Raw genomic sequence first — 22,093 nt, forward strand, 5'->3', positions numbered from 1 at the left:
CGCTATTTATGGCAGTCTGTCACCATGCCGACCGCGTCGTCGAAGGTGACCTCCCGCCGCCTGCTCTCGCTGCTGTCGTTGCTGCAGGTCCGCCGTGACTGGCCGGGTGCGCTGCTCGCCCAGCGGCTGGAGGTGAGCGAGCGCACGGTTCGCCGTGACGTCGATCGGCTGCGCGAGCTCGGTTACCCCGTCCAGGCGGTCAAGGGACCCGAGGGTGGTTATCGCCTCGAGGCGGGCAGCGAGCTGCCCCCGCTGTTGTTCGACGACGAGCAGGCGGTCGCGCTCGCGGTGGCGTTGCGGATCGCGGTCGGGACCGGAGCGGGTATCGAAGAGGCCGCTGCCCGCGCTTTGGCGACCGTGCGGCAGGTCCTGCCGTCGCGCCTGCGGCGACGCGTCGACGCCCTCGAGGTGACCGTGGTCGAATCGGCCGGGCGCGGCGCCGATCTCCAGGTCGACACCGCCGTTCTGCTCGCGCTGAGCGCCGCCGTCCGGTCCGCGGAGGAGGTGCGGTTCGACTACCGGTCCGCGGCAGGGCCGCAGGATCCCAGGTTGCGGCCGGCGCGGCGGGTGCAGCCGCATCACCTTGTGGTCCGGGGTGGACGCTGGTATGTGATCGGATGGGATCCCGAGCGCCAGGATTGGCGGATCTATCGTGCCGATCGGATGGCGCTGCGCGTTCCCAACGGGCCGCGCTTCAGCCCCCGGCATGTGCCGGGGGGCGACGTCGCCGCGTTCCTGTCCGCCCGGTTCAAAGGCTCCGACAGCACCGACACCTGGCCTTTTCGCGGTGAGGTGGTCCTCGACCTACCCGCCGCACAGGTCGCCCCGTTCGCCGGCGACGCAGTCGTCGAGGAACTCGGCCCCGCCCGCACCAGACTGCTGACCGGTTCCTGGTCCTGGGCCGCACTCGCCGCGACGCTGGCGCGTTTCGACACCGAGATCGAGGTCATCGGCCCGGACCCGCTGCGTGACGCCTTCGCCACCCTGTCCCAGCGCGCCGCGCGCGCCGCACGCCCGGGGACATAAGCATGTTCGAAGCATCGGAAGAACTCGCGTGGGTGTGGCGCACCGATCAGCCGTCGAACCATTCGGTGGCCTGGCCCGGGTCGGACCAGAACCTCGGGACGGTGCTGATCTGGGTGCCACATCCTTCGGGGCAGGTGTGGATCTCCCATTCGGAGTCGGCGGTGAGCGTTCCTGGCGGTCAGGACACGTATTCGTCGCATGCCCCGCAGAGCGGGAACTCGCGGTACTTGATGTGCGCGCCGATCCTGTTGCCGCTCAACGGGTTTCCCCATCTGCCGGGCGCGCGTGAGCGAGCAGCGAATCGTAGCTGATCCCAGAGACGGCGGGCACGGACTCCACCGCCCTCCGGTCGACCGGGTGGCCGTCTGGTTGTCGGCCCCGGACCGCCACGCCGACCGCCTGGCCGCGGCTCGACAGAGGGACCTGATGGTTCAGTTCGGAGGTGCGACGGGAACCCTGGCCTCCCTCGGTCCCCGGTCCGGACGGCCTCCGAGTGAGAGCGACTCTTGCCGAGGAACTCGGCCTGCGAGACCCCGAGATCACCTGGCACGTTGCCCGCGATGGTTTCGCCGAGATCGTCGGCCTGCTCGCCGCGATTGGCGGGTCGGTCGGCAAGATCGGCACCGATGTCGCCACCCTGTGTTCGACCGAGTTCGGAGAACTGGCCGAGCCCCACCCACACCGCAACAACCCTCGATCCCACGACGAACTCCGACCGAGGCTCGACCCGCGTCGACGCCAGCCACGCCGGATATCGGCAGCTGCTGGTCTGGGCACGGCAATGGCCAGAACGCAGCTGGGCGGTGGAGAACGCTGAAGGCCTCGGTCACCATTTGGCACTGTGGCTGGTGACGATGGGGGAGGCCGTGGTGGATGTGGCGCCGGCCGCGACCGCCCGGGTGCGACAGCTTTCGCGCGTGGTAGCCGCGAGAACGACCGCATCGACGCTGCCGCTGCAGCGAGTGTCGCTGCACTGCACGGAGATTGCCGACCGGCGCAGACGGAAACAGACGCCGATGCGCTCGCGTTGCTCAACGAACGGCGGAAGAACTTAGCGTCCGTCCGTGACCTGAACCCCGCTGGCTGCGTCGGCCATCCCAATACCGCGCGAGCCGTCCACCAGCTCAGCGCGCGGGGACGTGGAGAAGGGTGCCGCAAGTCTCGCGCGCCCGTCGTTCAGTGCTCCCCCTCGGCGGTCACCGGGTTGGTGAGACTTCCCAGACCGGTGATCCTGACGGTGACCCGATCACCAGGCGACAGGGCGCCCGAGCCGGCGGGGGTTCCGGTCAGCACGACATCGCCGGGTTCCAGTGTCATCGCCGCGGTGATATAGGCGAGGAGTTCGCCGACCGGGGTGAGCATGTCCGCGGTGCGGCCCGACTGCCGCATTCTGCCGTTGACCAGGCATTCCACCCGCAGAGCAGTAACGTCGACGGACGCAGCCGCGACCATCGGTCCCAGCGGGCAGAAAGTGTCGAAGGACTTGGCGTAATCCGGCAGGCCCAGCTCGTGCTGAATGTCGCGAGCCGAAACGTCGTTGGCGCAGCAGTATCCGGCGATGGCGTCCACGGCGGCGACGGCATCCACTCGCCGTATGCGGCGGCCGATGACGATCCCGAGTTCGGCTTCGTGTTCCACGCGGGAGGACTCCGGAGGTAGCACGATGGCCTCCCCGGGTCCGATAACAGTACCGGGCGCCTTGAAAAAGATCTGGGGTGTCTCGGCGCTCGCTCGCCCCACTTCGGCGGCGTGCGCGGCGTAATTCAGACCGACGGCAACGATTTTTCCCGGGCGCGGAAGCGGTGCGGAGGCGGTCGTGCACCGCACGGTCACCACGCTCCGGTGAGAGGTTGGGACTCGGCCGCGGGCCGATAGATGTCGGCAACAGCTTCGGTTATCCGATCGATGAGCTGCAACGCATGCGCCAGCACCCGACGCTCGTCCTCGGTGAGGGTCCGGTGCAGTGCTTCGACGAGCACGTGGACGCGCTCTCGTCGATCGGCATTGATAGCGGTGCTTCCCGCCGCTGTGAGCGTGAGGACCTTCTTGCGCGCGTCGCGCGGGTCGGGACCGGCGGCCACGAACCCCGCCTCGACGAGTTCCTTGACCGTCGTGGCCATGGTCTGGTGTCGGACCCCCCTGCTCGCCGCCAGGTCGGCGGTGGTCATCGGACCGCGCACGTCGAGCAGGTCCAGCACCGCAGCGAGAATGGGGGCGAGCCGGTCGGCCACGCGCGTACTACGGACCAGAGCGCCGACCGCGAGCCGCAAATGGCTGGCCAACTCGTCGGCGGTAGGCGCCGGTGGGGTCGAGGACGTGTCGTTCATAGCACCAGTCTAGCCGATATACAGCACAGCCTGTACAGTACAGGCTGTACATCTGAGCCGAGGAGCTGACCGTGCAATTGATAAAGCATGCCCATGCCTGCGTATCGCTGGTAGGAGACGGTGGCCGGATCGTTGTCGACCCGGGGACCTTCACCCCGGACGCGGCGGCGGTTGTTGCCGCCGCGGACGCGATCCTGATCACCCACGACCACTTCGATCACTTCGACGAGGCGGTGATCGACAAAGCCCTGGAAACCCGTCCGGAGCTGCGGGTCTACGGACCGGCCGCCGCCGTCGGGCGTTGGGCTGACCGGTGTGACCAGGTCAGCGTTGTGGCCGCCGGCGATCGTTTCACCGTCGCGGGCTTCGACGTTGCGGCGGTCGGTGACCGGCATGCCGAGATCCATCCCGACATTCCCGCCGGCGCGAATGTCGGCTACCTCGTCGACGGCCGCGTCTACCACCCCGGTGACGCCTACCACGTCCCCTCCGCGCCGGTCGAGACGCTACTGCTGCCGACCAGCGGGCCCTGGACCAGAGTCGCGGCCGCGGTCGACTTTGTGCGCGAGATCGCACCGAAGCAGCTCATCCAGATCCACGAAATCATGCTCAGCGACATCGGGCAACAGTCGATGGCACGCTTTCTGAGCCCGGCCATGCTGAGCGAGGTCCCGCTGACCATCGTCCCTGTCTCCGATGCGATCACGGTGTAGCGGGTCACATCAACACGGATGGTCCGGGCTACCCACCGCCCCTTATCTAGATGTACGGACATGAGAGAGGTTGGTGACTCGGTGGCTGGAAGGATGTCCTGGTCGAGGGCTTCGGGCCCGGGGCGAATGTGAGGGTTTGGCTTGACAGCGCAGCAGATCTCGGGGGTTGACGAGACGAGGCCGGGGGAGCTTCGGTTGAGTTTGTTGGGGCCGGTGGAAGCGTGGCTGGGAGACCGCCGGCTCGACAGTGTGACTCCGCAGATGCTGACTGTGCTGGTGATCCTGGCCGCCGAGCCGGGACGGACGTTGTCGATCGCGGATTTGGCGGCGCGGGTGTGGACGGATCGGCCACCGGCCTCGGCGGTGGGAGGGTTGCGTAATCATGTGCATGCCCTGCGCCGGCAGTTCGAGAATTTTGGTCGTGCCGGTGCCGGGGCGGAGTGGCTGGGCTCCACTCGAGGCGGTTACCGGCTGGCCTTGCCGGTGAGGACCGATGTTGCGGTGGTCGAGGAGTTACTCCATGCCGCCGAGTTCGATCGCCGATTCGGCGCCACGACGGAGGCGAACGAGAAGCTGGTGGCGGCCAAGCGACTCTGGCGTGGTGATCCGTTGTTCGGATTGCCCGGCCCGTGGGTGGAGAAGGAGCAGGCGCGACTACAGCAGTTACGGTCGACGCTGGAAGAGGCCACGATCGGTGTCGCGGTGGATCTGGGCCGATACTCGGCGGCGATCGCGCAACTACGGGGATTGGTCCGGACCGAACCGTATGTGGAACACTGGTACGAACTGTTGATGGTGGCGCTGTATCGGGCCGGGCGCCGCGTCGAGGCACTCGAGGTGTACCGCACCGCGCACCGCGCTCTTGCAGAGGAACTCGGCCTGGAACCGGGACCGCGGCTGGTTGAGCTACACCAGAAAATCCTGGTGGCCGAATCACCACCCGCCGCGGCGGAACCGGCGAAGACGACCGGCATGCCAGCGACCGGTGTGGCGGGGGCGGGGAAACCCGCTGAGGTATCGGTGCCTGCAGTGGGGCAACTGCCTCGCGGCATCGCCGGTTTTGTGGGACGCGAGGAGCTGGTCGAGGAATTGGCGGGGGCGCTGGGCGGTGAGGAGGGACACCGCCCGGTGATCACGATCACCGGAATGGGTGGTATCGGAAAGACCACGCTGGCGGTGCGGCTGGCGTACCAGCTGCGGGACCGTTTTCCCGACGGTGTGGTGTATCTGGATCTCGATGGTATGAACGAGCAGGTACCCGCGACCGAGATGCTGCTGGCAGTCGCGTTCCGCTCACTCGGTGTCGACCCGGGTGAACTGCCGCGAGACTCAGCCGAGCGAGCGGGCCGATGGCGCAGCATGGCCGCGGGCAAACGCATGCTGCTGATACTCGACGACGCCCGCGATCTCGCCCAGCTCACCCCGTTACTGCCGGACCCGGGCGCGGCAGCGGTGATCGTGACCAGCCGATCGAGCCTGGCCGAACTGTTCGATGCCCGGCTGGTCCCCCTGCCGCTACTCAGTACCGGCGAGGCACGCCAGCTACTCGAAGCCATGCTGCCCAAGCAGCGATTATCCGAGGAACCCGACGCAGTACAAGCGATCCTGCGCGAATGCGGACACCTGCCGTTGTCACTGCGGATCGTCGGCGCACGGCTGGCCAGCCGCCCCAGCTGGCGACTGGCCGGACTCGCCGAGCGACTGGCCGACGAACGCAGCCGGCTGGCCGAATTCATCGTCGGCAACACCAGCATCGAGTCGGTGTTCTGGACCAGCTACCGCCGGCTGGCTCCCGAATCGGCACGCGCGTTCGTGCTGATCGCGTTCAGCGAGGCACCCGATCTGCCGGTGGCCGCGATCGCGGCCCTGCTCGACCGAGACCCCGCCGAGACCGAGCGCTGCTGCGAAACCCTGGTGGACCTGGGCATGCTGCAAACACCCGAACAAGGCCGCTACCGCTACCACAGCCTGCTACGGCTGTTCGCCCGCCAAATCGCCGACCCCGCCCAACGCCAGGAATGGCCACAGGCCCTGCACCGGCTCGTCGACTTCCACCTCGCCACCGCCAAAAACATTGTGGCACTACGCGACCTGGGAATGGACCTCAACTTCTTCGCCGCCACCACAGCGACCGGACAGGCATTCACCCACAAACGGCAAGGCACTGCTTGGGCAATCACCGAACGATTCGGGCTGATGGCACTGTTCCGGCAAGTAGCCGCCAGCAGCGACACCCGCACCCGGACACTCGCCGTCGATCTCGCGCTGGCGCTCACAGTCGGCGGCGACGCCGACGAACACCTGCCCTGCATGGTCCAATCACTAGACACCCTGGCCCGGCTAGCCGAAACCGACGGCGATCGCCGGACTATGGGCCGGGCACAACTGATCGCCGCAAGATCCCGGCTGATCGGCGGGGGCGACCTCAACGCCGAACACGCATTCAACCACGCCACCGAAACCCTCCGCGAAGTAGGCGACTGCCCACCGCATTCCTCAGCGAATTGATCCTCGGCATCCTCCTGGACTACTACGGGAAAACAGACGCAGCAGTCGCGCAACTGCGGTTCACCGACATCGACGGCCTGCGGCTGACCACGTCGTCACCAATACCAGGACCGGACAGATCCTCGACCTGGAGTTACGGCACCGCCGACGCGCCCGCTGCGAGGACCGCATCCGCTACGCGAAAGACACCGGCCTGCGCAACCTGCCGTTTCAATATCTCCCGCTGTGGAGCCACATGGCGAGAGTGACACCCTTCGCCGGCATGGCTATCTCGTAGGAAGCAATCACCACAGGGCGAAACCGTGGAACCGACCGCGCGGTATCGTGAACAACATCACGGAGCAGGACCGGCGCATGGGCGACATAGACCCTTTGAAAACTCAGCGCGCCGTGAGCCCGGCGGTCACGGCGGAACTGGCAGAAGCAGGATTCACCGACGCTGAGGAGATCGGGCGCGGCGGGTTCGGAGTGGTGTATCGGTGCACCCAGGCGGCGCTGGACCGGACCGTGGCAATCAAGGTGCTCACCGCTGTCCTGGAGGAGGGGAACCTGCAGCGGTTCGTTCGGGAGCATCGGGCGATGGGCCGGCTGACCGGGCACCCGAACATCGTGGCGGTGTTGCAGGTCGGCACCATCGCGTCGGGGCTGCCGTATCTGGTGATGCCCTACTATCCGCAGGACTCGCTCGACGCCCGGATCCGCCAGCACGGTCCACTGTCGGTGCCGGAGACGGTGCGGTTGGGGGTGAAGCTGGCCGGGGCACTCGAGGCCGCGCACCGGCTCGGCATCCTGCACCGCGATGTCAAACCCGCCAACATCCTGATCAGCGACTACGGTGAACCGGCACTGACCGACTTGGGGATCGCCCGCATCCCCGACGAATTCCAGACCAGTACCGCCACGGTTACTGGTTCGCCCGCGTTCACCGCGCCGGAGGTGCTGGCCGGGGAGTCACCCACCCCCGCAGCCGACGTCTACGGGCTCGGCGCAACGTTGTTCGCCGCGTTGACCGGGCACGCGGCGTTCGAGCGGCGCAGCGGCGAACAGGTCGTAGCCCAGTTTCTGCGGATCACCACACAGCCGCTCCCTGATCTACGCGAGCAGGGCATCGACGAGGACGTTTCGACGGTGATCGAACATGCCATGGCCCGCCCTCGCGAGCAGCGGTCCTCCGCGGCGGCGGTGGGTGAGCAGCTGCAGCATCTGCAGGCCGCGCGCGGATGGCCGGTTGACGAGATGGCGGTACGGGCGGCAGCGGATGCCGAGTGGCAAGAAGGCTCTCCGGTTCCCTTGATTCCCCTGACCGCCGGCCCCCCGCCGGTGCGGGAACCCCTGCCGTTCGGTTCGTCGGTCAACAGCGCAAACGGGCTGTTTCCCCTCGAGCTGACCAGCTTCGTCGGCCGCCGTAGCGAATTGACCGAGGCAAAGAATCTGCTGGCGAGCTCCCGGCTGGTGACCTTGACCGGGATCGGTGGGGTGGGCAAGACCCGACTGGCATTACGAGTGGCGACCGGCGCGCAACGAGAATTCGCCGACGGGGTGCGCATGGTCGAACTGGGGGAGCTGAACGACGGCGCGCTGCTGGAAGGGGTGATCGCCGCCTCTCTAGGGTTGCGCGCACAAGGGCAGCCGGTGCACGAGGTGCTGGTCGACTACATCGCGCCACTGCAGCTGCTGCTGGTGCTCGACAACTGCGAACAAATAGTGGATGCGGCAGCGAAGGTCTCGGAGACCTTGCTGCGCGCTTGCCCGCGCCTTCGGATCCTCGCCACAAGCCGCGAGCCTCTCGGTGTCGCCGGTGAGTCTTTACTGCGGGTGCGGCCACTGACCGTTCCTGATCCAGATCGGCAGCCCTCGCTGCGAAGTGCGGCCCGCTGTGACGCGGTCGCTCTGTTTGTCGAACGTGCCGCCGCCGCAGTGCCGGGCTTTGCGCTCACCGAGGACATCCTCGCCGCGGTGACCGAGATCTGCCGCCACCTCGACGGGCTGCCGTTGGCGATCGAGCTGGCCACGGCCCGGCTGCGGACACTGTCACCCGAACAGATCCTGGAGCGGCTCACCGACCGCTACGCACTGCTGACCCACGGCAGCCGCAGCGCGCCCAACCGACAGCAGACCCTGCGGTGGTGCATCGACTGGAGTTACTCCCTGTGCACCCCGGCCGAGCAAGCAGTCTGGGCCCAGCTGTCGGTGTTCGCCGGCAACTTCGAACTCGACGACGCCGAACAAGTGTGCCGGAATGACCTCGCAGCGGCGGACTTGCTCGACGTAATCACCGGCCTGGTCGACAAGTCCATCCTGATCTGCGAACAGTCGGTCCCGGTGGTGCGGTTCCAGCTGCTCGAGACGGTGCGCGACTACGGTCGCGACAAACTCGATGAAGCGGGCCGGTACGCCGACCTGCGACGCCGACACCTGAACTGGTACCGAAAGCTCGCCCTGGACGCCGACGCCGACTGGCTCAGCCCCCGCCAACTCGACTGGATCGCCCGCCTCGACCGCGAACAACCCAACCTGCGCCAGGCACTGGACTTCTGCCTGACCGACACCGAAGCGGAACCCGACGCCGCGTTGTCGATAGCGGCAGCGCTGCAACCGTTCTGGTTCTCCCGAGGCCAGGTCGGCGAGGCGCGGCACTGGCTCGACCTCACCCTCGCCAGACGGCCCGCGCCCGCTACCGCCGTCCGCGCCAAGGCGCTGTGGCGTGCCGTCCTGGTGGCCGTATCCCAGGACGACCTCACAGCGGCGTCCGCCCTGATCGCACAGATGCAGGAGCTGGCCGAACAGACCGAGCGACCGATCGTGCGCGGATTCGCGGGGCTAGCTCTCGGCCTCTACGCGGTTCGCAGCGGCGACCTACCGCAAGCACGCGCACCCCTGGAAGCTGCCGTCGAGTCGTTCACTGCGGAGGACGACGTCTCCGGGCAGGTCTTCGCCCTGCTCGGGCTGGGATGGACTCACGAATTGGAGGGAGACAGCGCAACAGCTCTCTCGTACCACGAGAAGGGCCTGGCAATCACCGAAGCATATGGCGATTACATGCATCGGTCATATGCCTTGTGGGGCACGGTGGTTGCCGCGTGGCGCCACGGTGATCGCGACGGTGCGCTGCGGCAGTTGCGGCAGTGGCTGCAACTGATCAGGCAGCAGAAAGACCCGCTCATGGCCGCGACAGCCCTGGAAACACTGGCGTGGATTCTGGGAGTCCAGGGCGGCACCGCGCGGCTCGCCGCGGTGTTGATGGGCGCCACAAAGGCACTGCACCAGTTGACGGGCGCCTCCGTGGTGTTCTTCCCGAACCTGGTGGTCCATCGCGAGGATTGCGAACGAGAGACCCGTCGCACGCTCGGGCAGCGATCCTTCGATGCCGCCTATCACGAAGGCGCCGCAATGGATCTCGACGCCGCGATCGGCTACGCCCTGGGCGAGCATCCCCAGGCTGCGACTCGCGGTCCGGGTCCGTCCGAGCTGACGACCCGGGAGCGGGAAGTGGCCGACCTCGTCGCAGACGGCCTGACCAACAGAGCCATCGCCGCCCGCCTGCACATCTCCCAGCGCACCGCTGACGGACACGTCGAACACATCCTCACCAAACTCGGATTCACCAACCGCGCCCAGATCGCCGCCTGGGTCGCCGACCGGAGCCGATCGGCACACCCTCGAGGACGCTGACCTCGGCCATTCACGCGAGACACGCCGCCAGTAGCTCTGAAATGATGGAAGGTGCTCTGAACCGAATAACCCCCGGCTTGCCGGTCGAATATCGAGGTCGTGGGGCACCTAAAGATCTTTCGGCAACTCAGTGAGTTGTTCGCTCGGATTGTGCTGTGGTGCAGGACAATCGCGGGGCGTCGGAGCGGGTGCCGTCGTCGGGTGGGCGGGAGCGGGGCCGAAAGCGGAAGCGGTCGGCTGCGTTGATGAAGGGACCCAAAGCGAATGGGTTCCCGACCGACATGTGGACCTTGGCGCGGGTCGCTGAGGTGATCATGGGTGTAACCGGTGTCCGGTATTCAGAGACGCAGACCTGGACGATCTTGCGGGAGAGGTTGGGCTGGAGTCGGCAGCGTCCGGCGCGGCGGGCGGTCGAGCGCAACGACGAGGCGATCGCGGCGTGGCGCAAGACCGAGTTGCCGCGCATAAAAATGCGCTCGGCGTCGAGGTGGGTGGATCTGCTTCCAAGACGAGAGCGGATTCTCCCTGCTGCCCGCAGTGAGAGCGACCTGGGCGCCCCGTGGCATCACACCTGTTCTACGGCACCGGTTCTCGTGGAAGCGCATGTCCATGTCCGGGGTGCTTGCCTACCGGCCCGACCGCAGTGAAGCCGCGTTCGTATTCGCTATGAAAGAAGGGGGCTACAACACCGAATCGTTGATCGAGTTCCTCACCGAGTTGCGCGACCACTTCGCTGGCGACCGGGTCACCCTGATCTGGGGCGGTCTGTCCGCGCACCGTTCCCGGGCCATGAAAGCCTGGCTCGCCACGCAACGACACTGGCTGCGTGTGGAGCAGCTACCCGGCTACGCCTACGACCTCAACTCCATCGAACAGGTATGGGGCGACCTGGAAATCCAGAGAACTGGCCAACCTGTGCCCCGACACCATCGACGAGGCACAGGCCGCCGCCCGAGCCGGCCTCGACCGCGTCGGCAGCGACTACGACCTATGTTTCAACTTCCTCGCCCATGCCGGACTACCTTTATGACCGCAAATCACCCAATTACCGAAAGATCTTTAACACCGCGAGTCAACCAATCTCGGGGCAGTCCCGAGTGATTTCTGAGTGACCGCTGGGATGGCTCGACGCAACTCGTTTAATCGACAGGGCCGTTCACAGACCTCGTCGAGGATGCTGAGCGACCATTCGCCGCTCACCTGATCGAGCTGTTCACGACGCGAGGCGTCGATAGGGAGTCTGCCGGCGAACTGGCCGGACAGGTGGCCGAGTCGCTGCGCAACGCCGCGCTCGGCTTGGCGGGAGCAGGTGCATCTTTCGCTGATGTGTTGTGTCTGATCTTCTATGTGACCAGTGGAGTCCGGATGAGACCGACGACTTCATGCGGGTGTGGAGACCGCCGCTGAGGATATGGGGCTCGGGCTTCCGATGGCTCTTGCCTCGCTTATCGGTGTCGAACGTCTTTTCGACGATGACGTGCTCGTCGAAGTCGAGGCCATCGTACTTCTCGACTGATTCGGGTAGGTACCGTATGCCTATCGAGCATGGGCACACCGAAGCTGGCAGACGCTGCAGCGCAACCTGATTGACGATTGTGGATCGTTGAGATCGCAGTCGGAGCCCAGGTTCTCGAGCGCGTGTCGACGCTGCTGCCGTCCCCAGGGATCGGTAGCTCGTTCTGCCGTTGTCGACCGGAGATCAGGGGTTCGGATCGGCTGCGCGCGTAGTCGACTATCGCGAGTTTTGGCTGAGCGGGCAGGTTAAGGTGCCGTCGAGGATATGCGGAGACCTTCCTGGCACATTCAGCCCACGAGCATATGTCGGCCGCGAGTCGAAAGCGCCACGGTCCACACCCCCGTACCGGGTGGGGACTGCCGCGCGGGCCGGGATGAAGGTGACCGGTCCGACACACATCGGCTGCACGTGGCAGCGGCTCAGGCGGGCACCGTGAATTCGTCGGCAGCGCTGAGGGGTTTGGGTCTGCTGCTGGTCGTTGCACGCAGCCGTAGATATTGTGCAGAGACCGCGATCGTGAGGGTGAGCGCGGTCATTGCGGTCAGCATCATGACCGAGATCCAGAACATCTGGTCGTAAAGGCCTATGTCGCAACGGATGATGGCGCGCCGTGCAAAGGTCAGTGGGCTGATATCGGCGAACGGCTTGAATGCCGAGGGAGTGGTGCCGAGTGGGAACACGCCACCGAATGCGAACAGGCCGAACATGTAGAAACTGAACGCTGCGATGCTGCCCGCGACGCGCCCGAAGACAACGATGAACATGTGCGTGGTGACCGCGGCGGTGATACCGACGAGAACCACGACAGCAATCATGGTGGCCCAGTTGTGGGGTTCCCATCCGATCGATTTGCCGTATGCCGCAGTGGCACCGGCCGCGACGATTCCCCACACCGCACCGATCAGCGTCTTGTCGACCACCGAGCGTAGTGCACGGCGTCGCAGCGAGCCGGGTTGTGTGCTTGCCCGCAACGGTTTCAGCAGCATCCAGGCGACGATGACGGTGAGGAATGTTCCTAGGACCACGATGACCGGGCCTGCGCCGCCGGCAAGAACTTTGTGGCTGCGATCGCCGTTGACGACCCGTTCGGCGGGCTCCTGGTTGGAGATGTTCATCGAGAACGGCTGGCTGAACATGCTGGCCGAGGCGTTCGGGTCGGCGATGTGGGGTGCGGCCGCCGACCCGTCGGTGAGTCCGGCGTCGAGTTGGTGCATACCGTTGTCGAGCTGTTCGGCGCCGTCCTTGAGCTGGTGGCCGCCGGTGGCGAGCTCGCCGAGTCCGGTGGTGAGCTGCTTGGTTCCCTGATCGAGTGCTTGCGTGCCGTCGCGTAGCTGTCCTGCGCCCTGTGCCAGTGCCAGCACCCCGGCCCGGTAGTCGGCGTTGGGGTCGGTGAGTTGCCGGGCGAGTTCGCGTGTGCCGTCGCGTAGTTGGGTGATCTGGGAAGTGATGCTGTCGGGGTTGGTTTGGCGGACCTGGTTGAGCAGTGATCGTAGTTGCGTGACGGCGGAGATCATCGCCGGATCGGAACTGGCGGCCAGTTTGTCCAGCAGAGGATCGAGCTGGGTGGCGAGCTGATCGAACGGGGTGAGTGCGGCCAGGATCGGTGAGGCGATCTGGTCGACTCCGTCGCGGATCTGGGCGGCCCCGTTACCAAGTTGGTCTGTGCCACCGACGAGTTGGGTCGCTCCGGTGGCCAACTGTGTGGCCCCGTTGCTGAGCTGGCCGGTGCCGTCGGCGAGTTGAGTGCTGCCGGTCAGTGCTTGATCGAGCCCGGTGGCCAGTTGTGCTGATCCGTCGGCGAGTCGTGCGGTGCCGTCCGCGAGTTGCGTTGCGCCGTGGGCGGCGTCGCCGAGGCCGGAGCCGAGACTGTTGATGCCGATGAGGACCTGGGTGGCGAACTCTCGCCCAATCGAAGCGGTGATTTGCCGTTGTGCTTGTGCGATGACGCTGTCGGCTACCGCGGATCCGAGTGTTCCATTGAAGTCGTTGTACCAGACGTTGATTCGTGCGGGCGTGGGTTTGGGGTCGGTGACGGTGAGGATGTCGCGGGTGAAATCGCGAGGAATGACGACGGAGAAGGCGTAGCGGGACTCGCGCAGTCCGGCCACTGCTTCGACGCTGGAGACGCGATGGAATTCCACGTCGTTGCCCGAGGCGAGCCCGTCCAAGATCTGGGCACCGAGGTTTTCGGGTTTGCCATTGTCGATGCCGCCGACGTCGTCGCTGGCGACTGCCACCGGGACGTGTTTGAGATATACCTCAGGATCCCACATGGCCCACATGTAGACAGCAGACACCAACGTTGGTACCACGAGCCCGAGAACCAGCAGCGCTCGCAGCAGACCAGGCCTGCTCGGCGGGTCAGCTCGGAGAACGCGCAGTCCGTCGATGACTCGCGCTGTGATGGAATTACCTGCCATGACGGCCCTTCCGGCACCGATCGGGCACAAGTGGCCTGCGGCGCGCATGCCCTGGAAAGTTGGAGATCCGCGAGCCTTGCTGTGGGCACGATCGGACTTGGCAAGACGCTAATCAGACGCGTGTGCATTCGGTGACCAAGTCAGACAGTGTGGCAGTGAAGACCCACCCGATGTCGCAATTTCCCCCATTGAGGTTCACCCCGCATGGTGGACAGGGGTTCAAGCAGCTTTCGCTGTGACTGTCAGGGACTGCTCGTAGCGCATTGGGCTGAGCATCCCGATGGCGGTTTCATGAGGCGGTACCCATCAGGCGTTTCAACTACCACGGAATGCCACGGTGTGAGCCACTGGTCATCATCGGTGCAATCCATCAAATGTATGCCAATTTTTTTATTGGCGCAGGGCTGCTGGTGAATAGAAAGACGGATTGCGTCAGGAAACCATTTGTCCAGCAGATTCGACCACGCCTGGCTCTGACGGATCACCTGATAGGCCCTGCGTCGGCTGTCACGCTGCAAGGCGGACCTACTCATCGTGGATCCCGAACGGTCTGCATCCTCGAACAAAAAGCGAGTCTCGTCGTGTACTGGGTCCGCCAATGTGGCGGTCTCGGCTACCGTACTGGCGGTTTCAGCCCTGTCTAGACTCCGTCTGGGCTGGCTAGCCTCAGAGGTGACCACCGCTGCGCCCGGCGCGCGGACGGCATGGACCGCTCCGATGTCCACGGTCACTACCGCGGCCTCACCGTCGGCTGTCTCGCGAGTGTTCGCTTGCCAGCGCATTATGAGCTGCCGCGGTGCTGATAACCATCTCCGTCGAAGGATCAGGGAACCACCCTATGGGGCACTACCGAAGTAACGTCCGCGACATCGAGTTCAACCTCTTCGAGGTCCTGGGTGTCGGGAAGTTGTTGGACGAGGGGCACTATGGCGAGATAGACGCCTCGACGGCGCGCGCGATGCTACAGGAAGCCGCGCGGTTGGCCGAGGGGCCGATCGCGGAGTCGTTCGCCTCAGCGGACCGCCACCCGGTGGGTTTCGACAGCGAGACTCACGAGATCGTGTTGACCATGTCGCTGCGCCGTTCGGTCATGGCGCTCAAGAGCTCGGGCTGGTCGTTGCTCGGTCTGCCCGAGGCGATCGGCGGGCAGCGCGCGCCGATGGCGATGGTGTGGGCCGTGCGCGAAATGCTGTATGTCGCCAACCCTGCCGTGTGCTTCTACGACATGGGGCCGGCCATGGCGGGGGTGCTGTTCGATCTGGGTACGCCGCAACAACAGCATTGGGCTGCCCGCAGCCAGGAGCGCGGCTGGGCAGCCACCATGGTGTTGACCGAACCCGATGCGGGCTCCGATGTCGGTGCAGGGCGCACGAAGGCAACCGATCAGGGCGATGGCACCTGGCATATCGAAGGTGTCAAGCGATTCATCTCCGGCGGTGACGTCGGTGATACCGCGGAGAATCTGTTCCACCTGGTGCTGGCCCGGCCCGAGGGCGCCGGGCCGGGAACCAAGGGACTGAGTCTGTTCTTCGTCCCGAAGTATCACTTCGACCCGGTGACACTGGAATTGGGTGAGCGCAACGGCGTGTATGTGACTGGCGTCGAGGACAAGATGGGAATCAAGTCCTCACCCACCTGCGAGGTGAGTTTCGGCGCCAACGGTTCCCCTGCGGTGGGCTGGCTCGTCGGTGACAAACACAACGGCATCGCGCAAATGTTCAGGGTCCTCGAGAATGCGCGAATGATGGTGGGGGTCAAGGCGGCCGGAACGCTGTCCACCGCCTATCTCAGCGCACTCGACTACGCCAAGGAGCGGATCCAGGGTGCCGACCTCACCCGCGCAACCGACAGCGCCGCGCCACGGGTACCGATCACGCGGCACCCCGAGGTGCGGCGGATGTTGCTGACCCAGAAGGCCTACACCGAAGGACTGCGCTCGCTCTATATGTTCACCGCGGCCTATCAGGACCCCATACCCACACTGGCACAGCGTCTTTCAGGGGCGGACCCGACGCTAGCGAGGTCGGTCAACGACTTCTTGCTGCCCGTGGTGAAGGGATTCGGCTCTGAACGCGGCTATGACACCTTGAAGCTGAGCCTGCAGACGCTCGGCGGCTCGGGGTATCTGCGGGACTATCCGTTCGAGCAGTACATCCGCGACACCATGATCGACACGCTCTACGAGGGCACCACACCGATCCAGGCACAGGATTTCTTCTTCCGCAAAATCATTCGTGACCACGGCCGCGCGTTCGAACATGTGTTGACCCTGGTCGAGGATTTCGCCACCTTCGGGCACCCCGATGACTCCTTGTTCGGTGAGCGGCAATTGCTCGCGATCGCGACCACAGAGGTTCGCGACATGGCAAAAGCACTGGCTGGCTATCTGGTCGTCGCGCAAACCGAGCCGAGCGAAATCTACAAGGTCGGCGCGGGCGCGGTTCGTTTCCTCTACGCGGTGGGAGATCTGCTGGTGGCCTGGCGGCTGCTGGTGCAGGCCGACGTCGCGTGCGGTGCCTTGCACAAGGACAACGTTTCGGAGGAAGAGGCATCGTTCTATCGCGGAAAGATCGCGGTCGCGTCGTTCTTCGCCAAGAATGTGCTGCCCGAACTCAACGCGACCCGCGCCATCCTGACGGCTCTCGACAATGACGTGATGACGATCGAAGAGTCCGAATTTTGAGCTACACGCCCGTCTGTCGGGCGAGGTCGTCCCACCGTCGAGGTTTCGCACGGTTGGGACGCCACCCCCGGTCGGCGCTCCCGTGGGTGGGTTGGGGAAACATCCTGGAACCCACGGGATTGCCATCCCGTCACAGCGAGGTTGTCCAATCATGTCTGGACCCGTAGAACAACTCCGCCGTCGACCGGTTGAACGATGCCAGGATTCCGCCGAGCATCGTGATCGCGGTGCTGGAGCTGGCTGAGCAGCGCGGCGTCGGGACCGATGCGTTGCTCGCGGGAACGGGTGTGACACGCGGGCAGCTCGACCTCCCCGACAACCCGGATATCACATCGGCAGGCGACGACTGTCCTCGCGCGGGCCCTGAGAACGGTGCCTGAGGGCCGGTGGGATACGTATCGGCAGCCGTGACGTCCTGATGTCGTGGGGCTGGTGGGTTTCGTGGTGAGCTCAGCGCGCTCTGCCGCCGAAGCCCTCGAGATCGGTGTTCGTCTGCATCAGGCGGCCGGCAGTCTGGTCGACCTCGAAGTCGGATACGGCACAGACGAGTTCGAGCTGCGGTTGAGTGAGCGCAGCCCCCACCCGGATCTGCTGCCGTTTCTGTGCGAGGAAGCGTGTTCGCGATCGTGTCCCTGATCCGTGCGCACCGCTGTGGCAGGCCCTCGCACTGGCTGCTGCTGGCGAGGACGCCCTCAGCGGGCGCGCCGTTGTAGCAGGCAGCTCACGGGGTGCTGAGCGGTGTGGTCGTGTCGATGGCCGAGAATTGTGGGGCTCCGGCGCGCTCGACCGGGAGTCGCTGCCTGTCGGCGTCGTCGGTGCGAGGTACGGCCAGCGAGACCACCGCTTCGGCCAGCGCCTGCACCGACGCGGTCGCTGCGGCGGTGTCTCGGTCGGCCAGCCACGCGAACAGGGTTCCGTCCAGGGCGATGGCAACCATGCGTGCCAGTGCTTGTTCGGGAACTCGCCATTGCACGTCGAAGCGTTCGCTCCCCAGGCGCAGGAACATCGCGGCGATATCGGTGTACAAGCGGTATTGCCAGCGGCCGAGCTCTCCGGGGTTGGTGGTGGAACGGATGTCCTGCACCGTCAATTCGTACAGCACCGCCTGCCGGCCGGGATCGCTCATCCCCGCACTCAGCATCCGCTCCATCCCGGTCGACACCGCTGTGCGCAACGAATCCGAGGAAATCTCCAAACCCTCCAGGACCGCAGTCTGCGACTGCACCACCGATTCGGTGAGGTCCTGCAAAAGTTCCTCCTTGGATCTGAACGCGTAGTGAAACGCGCTTTGCGCCATCCCTGCCTCCGTGCAGATCGCGCGGGTTGTCGCTGCGGCGACTCCGTCGCGGGCCATCACCGCAAACGCAGCGTCCACCAACCGACGCCGCCGCTCTTCGGAACTCAACCGTGCCACAGCAGACTCCCTCCGCGACGTTGTGCCAGGCTCGAGACCCCAGCCTCCGTGTCCACCACCATACTGGGTCAGTTGACCCAGTCAGCCGTGAGTGGCCGTGAGCGCCATAGCGGGCTTATCGGACGGTCTTGACTTTCATCACCGACAATCCGCCGAGTGTGGCGAAGCCGGCGGCAAGGATATACAGCCCGGAGAATCCACCGCCGAGCTCGATCACCCAGGCACCGACGAGCGGGCCCAGAGCCTGGGGGAGAGCCATCGCGATGTTCATGACGCCGAGTTCTTGACCGTTGTGTTCGCCATCGGGGAGGACGTCGGCGGCGAGTGCCTGATCGATCGACATGAAGCAGCCGAAACCAGCACCGGTGATCGCACTGGCGATCGTTGCGCCCCAGACGTTTCCGGTGGCAAGGATGACGATGGCGGAGATGGTCTGTAGTAGAGCGGCGATCATGACGGACGGCTTTCTGGCCCGGAAGCGATCAGACAGCCAGCCGCTGAGGATGGAAGCAACCACGACGCAGATCATGTAGCCGCCGGTCAAGGTCAGAAGCGCGGTGTCGGGGTCGGTGACCTCGAGCCCGAACTGCAGATAGTACAGGGCAAGCGAGGTACCCAGGGCGTTGCCGAGATTGACCAGCACGCGCCCGATGAGGGTCCAACGGAAGTCGTGCACGGCCAGCAGATGCCGGAGGGTTTGCGAGGCGCGGCGCGGGCTGCTGACCTGGGGATCGGGTGTGGATAGCACGAACGGCGCCACGCAGGCGACGAGCAAGGCTGCGACGAGCAGATAGGAACGGGTGGTGTCGAGGGCCAGCGCCGCGATCAGCCCGATACCGAGAATGATGCCGAACGCCTGAGGTGCAGAAATCCAGCTGGATACGACGCCGCGCTGCGATGTGGGCACCTGGTCGCCAATCATTGCGGTCAGCGACGCGCAAGCGATGCTGAAACCGATGATCACCATCGACCAACACAGTGCTATCCCGGTCGTCGTGTGCTGTGTGGCCAGCACGGCAAGCGCGGCCGAGAACACGAGGGATCCGGCGACGATCCACGGTCTGCGGCGGCCGAAGCGGCTGGTGGTGCGGTCGCTGAGCGTGCCTGCGACGGGGAACGCGACGGCCGAGCACAGTGCGGCTATGCCGGAGATGAGACCGAAGTCGGCGACGCTGCGTTGCCAATTATCTTGGCGCAGAATGGTTCCTATGCCGAGGCTGGTGTTGAGTTGAGAGGGCAGGATCAGCTGGAACGACGTCAACTGCGCCATCCAGATTCCCAGCCATGCAAGGGCGAAGGCAGCGATCCAGCGGCGGCTGACTTGTCGCGCAGGGCTGCCGCAGACCGGGGCCGTGGCGCTGTCCGCGGCTGAGGTGTTGGTGTCGTTCATGCCGGCTTTCGGTCGAGCGGAATGGGCGTCCCGAATTCGGTTGCCCAGCACAGCAGCTCGGGTGTGGGAGCGGTAAAGCTCCCCCACCCGAACCGTGCAACCCGGCTGTCACGGGAACCTCTGTGCGGGTGCGGGTTCGACCGCACGATGCCGGTCAGTGAGTGGGCAGCGGCGCGCTGATCTCTCCTGCGGCGTGCAGGGTGCTGTAGGCCTGGGCCAGCGCGACGATAGCGGCAGGAACCCCGAAGATCACCCCGCCGAGAATGGGTCCCACCGCCGCGCCCAGAGCCAGTCCCGGTATGCAGCCCCCGATTGCGCCGACAACTGCACCGACTGCGCAGCCGCCAACGAGTCCGACGACACCGCCGACCATGGTGCCCACGGTGGCGGCCAGCATGAACTCATTGCCTGCCTGACTGAGCGCGTTGTTGATATCGGTTTGTCCGTCGATGTCGGTTGCAGTGGCCACCGCCGACTGCGGCTGGTCGGGCACAACCGCGATGTCTGACTGTGGGCGAAGGTCGATACCGGTGTCAGGGGCGTCGAGAGCTGCGGCAACCCGGGTGTCGACGGCGGTCTGGGGTGCAACCTGGTCCGGGATTGCGGCTGTCGCCGTGGCGGCTGGGGACAGCGGAGATTCGGCCGAGGCATTGGTTGCGGTGATCGTGTTTTCACCGGCCAGTACCGCGATCGCGATGGCGGTGGTTGCGACTGCGAGACGAGTGCGGGATGTGTGATGCACGAGACATTTCCCTTGTGTAAAATTCTGTTACATTTTCGGTGAGCCGTGAGACGTGGTGATCCGTGAAAGCCGCATGCGACTGGATAAGAGCTGAGGCTTTGTTGTGAGGGGGTATCGGGGTCGTGCCCTCGAGCGGATCCGGACTTCGAACTCCGGCTGTCGCGAGATTCAATCAGCACTCACCCGACAGGCATAGGGGGATTTCTGTCAGCACGGGGGCATCTGCGTCACAACTCGAACCGCAGGTCTATTTCTGCAGGTAGATCCTTCGATTCGAATGCAACTGGCATTATTTGGCCGCGCGGCGACGGGTATGCCGCCGCTGACGGCGGGTTAGAACGAGATTCGCGAAATTCCACCACCGCGGTGCGGTGAGTTTTCCATTGCCGCCGTAGCAGCGGCTCGTTCGGCGCTGGGGCTTCGGCCTGTCCAGCGTTGATAGGCACGCCGGAATTCTCGGCTGTCGCTGAATCCGACTTCGATGGCGATGGCCGTCAGAGGCATGTCCGATTCACGCAGCAGAATTCGAGCGCGATGCGTGCGTACCCGATCGCGAATTTCGCCGAATTTCTCACCGGCCTCGGCGAGTCGCCGGTGCAGGGTGCGCTCGCTGATTCTCAGGTGCTCGGCGATGAATGCCGCGGTGCTCGGTCGTCGCAGATTCTGCCGCAGAACGGCCTCCACCGTGGTGACGATGTCGTGGCGGGATCGTTCGGGGTCGGCGAGGTGGCGCGCCGCGTCGACGGCCAACCCGATTTGGGCGGGGTTGGCGGTGGGCAGCGGCCGATTCAACAGGGCGGCATCGAAGTAGACGCGGGTGGCGCATGCGTTGAATCGGATGGGGCAGCGGAAGACTCGGTTGTAGGCCTCGGCGTATACGGGCCGTGGGTAGGCGAATTCGAGCCGAGTCGGTGTCATCTGATTGCCGAATATCGACCGAGCCAACACGAGTATCGATGTGCACGATTCCTCGCAGAGGAAGGCCAGCAGTTCCGGGTTGGGGCTGCGCTCGGCGAGCCGCAGCGCGAATTCTGTTGCGCCTGATTCGAATTCGTAGTCGAGCAGGCTGCCCGCAGCCTGGTGCAGGTCCAACCCAAGCGACACGGCCTGGCCGACGGAAGCCGCCGCGCGCAGGGCAAAGCCGGTCAGCCCCCAGGACACGAACACATCACGGCTACCGACTTGGATGCCGATGGGCCCGGGCTCCAACCCTCGCAGGGCGCGCTGCAGGATGGCCGTTGCCTGACGAAACGACACCCGAGTCTCGGGCAGCGTCAGCTGCTGGCGAGTCAGACCGATCCCGTCAAGCCACGATTCGCAGGCCACGCCGCGATGGTCGGCGAGATCGAATACGCCCAGCAGCACACTCGGCGGGATTCGCGCCTCCTGCAGGGCGGGGTCGTCGGCGCATCTCCGGCCATCGTGTGTGTCGGCGTGCGATTGGCGCAAAACCATAGGCGTCACCCGGTGATCAGAAGAGTATGGCGGGCTCTGCCCGCCGCGGGCCGCGGCGGGCAGAACGACGGACGGCGGGCAGCAGAGCCGACGGCATACGGCGGCATCGCACTGGCCCAACCGGGACGTGGCTTGAGTGCACGCATCCGCGGCCTGTGCCCGCTTGTGGCGGGCCAACAGTTCTTGGTCAGCCGACCCGGTCGGAAGAACAGGTCGGTTGACCGAAC

At 65.5% G+C, this 22,093-nt stretch carries 20 protein-coding genes and 1 pseudogene; 12 read left to right on the plus strand and 9 right to left on the minus strand.

Features of this window, described 5'->3' with window-relative positions:
* The first annotated feature begins 24 nt into the window (after positions 1-24).
* The 3 genes from ACIBI6_RS34195 to ACIBI6_RS34205 all read left to right on the plus strand — a co-directional run bounded on the left by ACIBI6_RS34195 (position 25) and on the right by ACIBI6_RS34205 (position 1,843).
* On the plus strand, positions 25-1,026 hold the full coding sequence (locus ACIBI6_RS34195) for a WYL domain-containing protein (protein ID WP_364358755.1): 1,002 nt from the start codon (positions 25-27) through the stop codon (positions 1,024-1,026).
* A gap of 2 nt (positions 1,027-1,028) precedes the next feature.
* A complete protein-coding gene (locus ACIBI6_RS34200; protein ID WP_396958995.1) occupies positions 1,029-1,337 on the plus strand; it encodes a hypothetical protein in 309 nt (102 codons plus the stop codon).
* 182 nt (positions 1,338-1,519) lie between these two features.
* Positions 1,520-1,843 (plus strand): hypothetical protein, encoded by a 324-nt coding sequence (locus ACIBI6_RS34205; protein ID WP_364358758.1) that lies wholly within the window; start codon positions 1,520-1,522, stop codon positions 1,841-1,843.
* A 359-nt stretch (positions 1,844-2,202) separates the two neighbouring features.
* On the opposite strand, the gene ACIBI6_RS34210 is transcribed toward ACIBI6_RS34205, so the two are convergent.
* Together ACIBI6_RS34210 and ACIBI6_RS34215 are read right to left on the minus strand one after the other, a co-directional pair.
* Positions 2,203-2,853, minus strand: a complete 651-nt coding sequence (locus ACIBI6_RS34210; protein WP_396958997.1) for a fumarylacetoacetate hydrolase family protein — start codon at positions 2,851-2,853, stop codon at positions 2,203-2,205.
* 2 nt (positions 2,854-2,855) lie between these two features.
* Positions 2,856-3,353: a MarR family transcriptional regulator gene (locus ACIBI6_RS34215; RefSeq protein WP_364358764.1), complete on the minus strand. Its 498-nt coding sequence runs from the start codon at positions 3,351-3,353 to the stop codon at positions 2,856-2,858.
* 71 nt (positions 3,354-3,424) lie between these two features.
* Here ACIBI6_RS34215 and ACIBI6_RS34220 point away from each other — a divergent pair, with 71 nt between their 5' ends.
* The 6 genes and pseudogenes from ACIBI6_RS34220 to ACIBI6_RS34245 all read left to right on the plus strand — a co-directional run bounded on the left by ACIBI6_RS34220 (position 3,425) and on the right by ACIBI6_RS34245 (position 11,347).
* The gene (locus tag ACIBI6_RS34220) at positions 3,425-4,066 is read left to right on the plus strand and encodes an MBL fold metallo-hydrolase (protein ID WP_396958999.1); all 642 of its coding nucleotides are present in this window, start codon (positions 3,425-3,427) and stop codon (positions 4,064-4,066) included.
* 195 nt (positions 4,067-4,261) lie between these two features.
* Positions 4,262-6,574, plus strand: coding sequence for a BTAD domain-containing putative transcriptional regulator (locus tag ACIBI6_RS34225; RefSeq protein WP_396959001.1), 2,313 nt, complete (start codon positions 4,262-4,264; stop codon positions 6,572-6,574).
* Between the two features lie 47 nt (positions 6,575-6,621).
* A pseudogene (locus ACIBI6_RS34230) lies at positions 6,622-6,782 on the plus strand (IS1380 family transposase); the annotation flags it as partial.
* A 146-nt stretch (positions 6,783-6,928) separates the two neighbouring features.
* Positions 6,929-10,246, plus strand: coding sequence for a protein kinase (locus ACIBI6_RS34235; protein WP_396959003.1), 3,318 nt, complete (start codon positions 6,929-6,931; stop codon positions 10,244-10,246).
* 281 nt (positions 10,247-10,527) lie between these two features.
* Complete coding sequence (locus ACIBI6_RS34240; protein ID WP_396959164.1) at positions 10,528-10,893, plus strand: winged helix-turn-helix domain-containing protein; 366 nt, start codon at positions 10,528-10,530, stop codon at positions 10,891-10,893.
* Positions 10,784-11,347 carry a transposase gene (locus tag ACIBI6_RS34245; RefSeq protein WP_396959005.1) on the plus strand — a complete coding sequence of 188 codons (564 nt, stop codon included), beginning with the start codon at positions 10,784-10,786 and terminating at the stop codon, positions 11,345-11,347. Before ACIBI6_RS34240 ends, ACIBI6_RS34245 begins: the two co-directional genes overlap by 110 nt.
* On the opposite strand, the gene ACIBI6_RS34250 is transcribed toward ACIBI6_RS34245, so the two are convergent.
* On the minus strand, positions 11,306-11,446 hold the full coding sequence (locus ACIBI6_RS34250) for a winged helix-turn-helix transcriptional regulator (RefSeq protein WP_396959007.1): 141 nt from the start codon (positions 11,444-11,446) through the stop codon (positions 11,306-11,308). The two genes, ACIBI6_RS34245 and ACIBI6_RS34250, sit on opposite strands and share 42 nt — an antisense overlap.
* Positions 11,447-11,636: 190 nt before the next feature.
* Here ACIBI6_RS34250 and ACIBI6_RS34255 point away from each other — a divergent pair, with 190 nt between their 5' ends.
* Positions 11,637-11,762, plus strand: coding sequence for a hypothetical protein (locus ACIBI6_RS34255; RefSeq protein WP_364358779.1), 126 nt, complete (start codon positions 11,637-11,639; stop codon positions 11,760-11,762).
* Between the two features lie 419 nt (positions 11,763-12,181).
* Here ACIBI6_RS34255 and ACIBI6_RS34260 read toward each other — a convergent pair whose 3' ends face one another.
* Positions 12,182-14,182, minus strand: a complete 2,001-nt coding sequence (locus ACIBI6_RS34260) for a YhgE/Pip family protein (protein ID WP_396959010.1) — start codon at positions 14,180-14,182, stop codon at positions 12,182-12,184.
* Positions 14,183-14,424: 242 nt separating this feature from the next.
* The gene (locus ACIBI6_RS34265; RefSeq protein ID WP_396959012.1) at positions 14,425-14,964 is read right to left on the minus strand and encodes an L-tyrosine/L-tryptophan isonitrile synthase family protein; all 540 of its coding nucleotides are present in this window, start codon (positions 14,962-14,964) and stop codon (positions 14,425-14,427) included.
* Between the two features lie 56 nt (positions 14,965-15,020).
* On the opposite strand from ACIBI6_RS34265, the gene ACIBI6_RS34270 reads away from it, so the two are divergent.
* Positions 15,021-16,865 (plus strand): acyl-CoA dehydrogenase, encoded by a 1,845-nt coding sequence (locus tag ACIBI6_RS34270; protein WP_396959014.1) that lies wholly within the window; start codon positions 15,021-15,023, stop codon positions 16,863-16,865.
* Positions 16,866-17,053: 188 nt separating this feature from the next.
* The gene (locus tag ACIBI6_RS34275; protein WP_396959016.1) at positions 17,054-17,245 is read left to right on the plus strand and encodes a hypothetical protein; all 192 of its coding nucleotides are present in this window, start codon (positions 17,054-17,056) and stop codon (positions 17,243-17,245) included.
* A 341-nt stretch (positions 17,246-17,586) separates the two neighbouring features.
* Here ACIBI6_RS34275 and ACIBI6_RS34280 read toward each other — a convergent pair whose 3' ends face one another.
* The 4 genes from ACIBI6_RS34280 to ACIBI6_RS34295 all read right to left on the minus strand — a co-directional run bounded on the left by ACIBI6_RS34280 (position 17,587) and on the right by ACIBI6_RS34295 (position 21,866).
* Entirely contained in the window at positions 17,587-18,279 is a 693-nt protein-coding gene (locus ACIBI6_RS34280) for a TetR/AcrR family transcriptional regulator (protein ID WP_396959018.1), read from the minus strand.
* A 115-nt stretch (positions 18,280-18,394) separates the two neighbouring features.
* Positions 18,395-19,669, minus strand: coding sequence for an MFS transporter (locus tag ACIBI6_RS34285; protein ID WP_396959020.1), 1,275 nt, complete (start codon positions 19,667-19,669; stop codon positions 18,395-18,397).
* 154 nt (positions 19,670-19,823) lie between these two features.
* Positions 19,824-20,411, minus strand: coding sequence for a hypothetical protein (locus tag ACIBI6_RS34290; RefSeq protein ID WP_396959022.1), 588 nt, complete (start codon positions 20,409-20,411; stop codon positions 19,824-19,826).
* A gap of 333 nt (positions 20,412-20,744) precedes the next feature.
* Complete coding sequence (locus ACIBI6_RS34295) at positions 20,745-21,866, minus strand: AraC family transcriptional regulator (RefSeq protein WP_396959166.1); 1,122 nt, start codon at positions 21,864-21,866, stop codon at positions 20,745-20,747.
* Between the last annotated feature and the right edge of the window lie 227 nt (positions 21,867-22,093).

Origin of the sequence: Nocardia sp. NPDC050412, from assembly GCF_044458825.1 — a bacterium.
Taxonomy (GTDB): domain Bacteria; phylum Actinomycetota; class Actinomycetes; order Mycobacteriales; family Mycobacteriaceae; genus Nocardia.

Bases quoted from the DNA above. Each gene is read 5' to 3' on its own strand.
- ACIBI6_RS34260 (WP_396959010.1), bottom strand. From the start codon at position 14,182: ATGGCAGGTAATTCCATCACAGCGCGAGTCATCGACGGACTGCGCGTT.
- ACIBI6_RS34265 (WP_396959012.1), bottom strand. From the start codon at position 14,964: ATGCGCTGGCAAGCGAACACTCGCGAGACAGCCGACGGTGAGGCCGCG.
- ACIBI6_RS34270 (WP_396959014.1), top strand. From the start codon at position 15,021: ATGGGGCACTACCGAAGTAACGTCCGCGACATCGAGTTCAACCTCTTC.
- ACIBI6_RS34235 (WP_396959003.1), top strand. From the start codon at position 6,929: ATGGGCGACATAGACCCTTTGAAAACTCAGCGCGCCGTGAGCCCGGCG.
- ACIBI6_RS34215 (WP_364358764.1), bottom strand. From the start codon at position 3,353: ATGAACGACACGTCCTCGACCCCACCGGCGCCTACCGCCGACGAGTTG.
- ACIBI6_RS34200 (WP_396958995.1), top strand. From the start codon at position 1,029: ATGTTCGAAGCATCGGAAGAACTCGCGTGGGTGTGGCGCACCGATCAG.
- ACIBI6_RS34285 (WP_396959020.1), bottom strand. From the start codon at position 19,669: ATGAACGACACCAACACCTCAGCCGCGGACAGCGCCACGGCCCCGGTC.
- ACIBI6_RS34240 (WP_396959164.1), top strand. From the start codon at position 10,528: ATGTGGACCTTGGCGCGGGTCGCTGAGGTGATCATGGGTGTAACCGGT.
- ACIBI6_RS34195 (WP_364358755.1), top strand. From the start codon at position 25: ATGCCGACCGCGTCGTCGAAGGTGACCTCCCGCCGCCTGCTCTCGCTG.
- ACIBI6_RS34295 (WP_396959166.1), bottom strand. From the start codon at position 21,866: ATGGTTTTGCGCCAATCGCACGCCGACACACACGATGGCCGGAGATGC.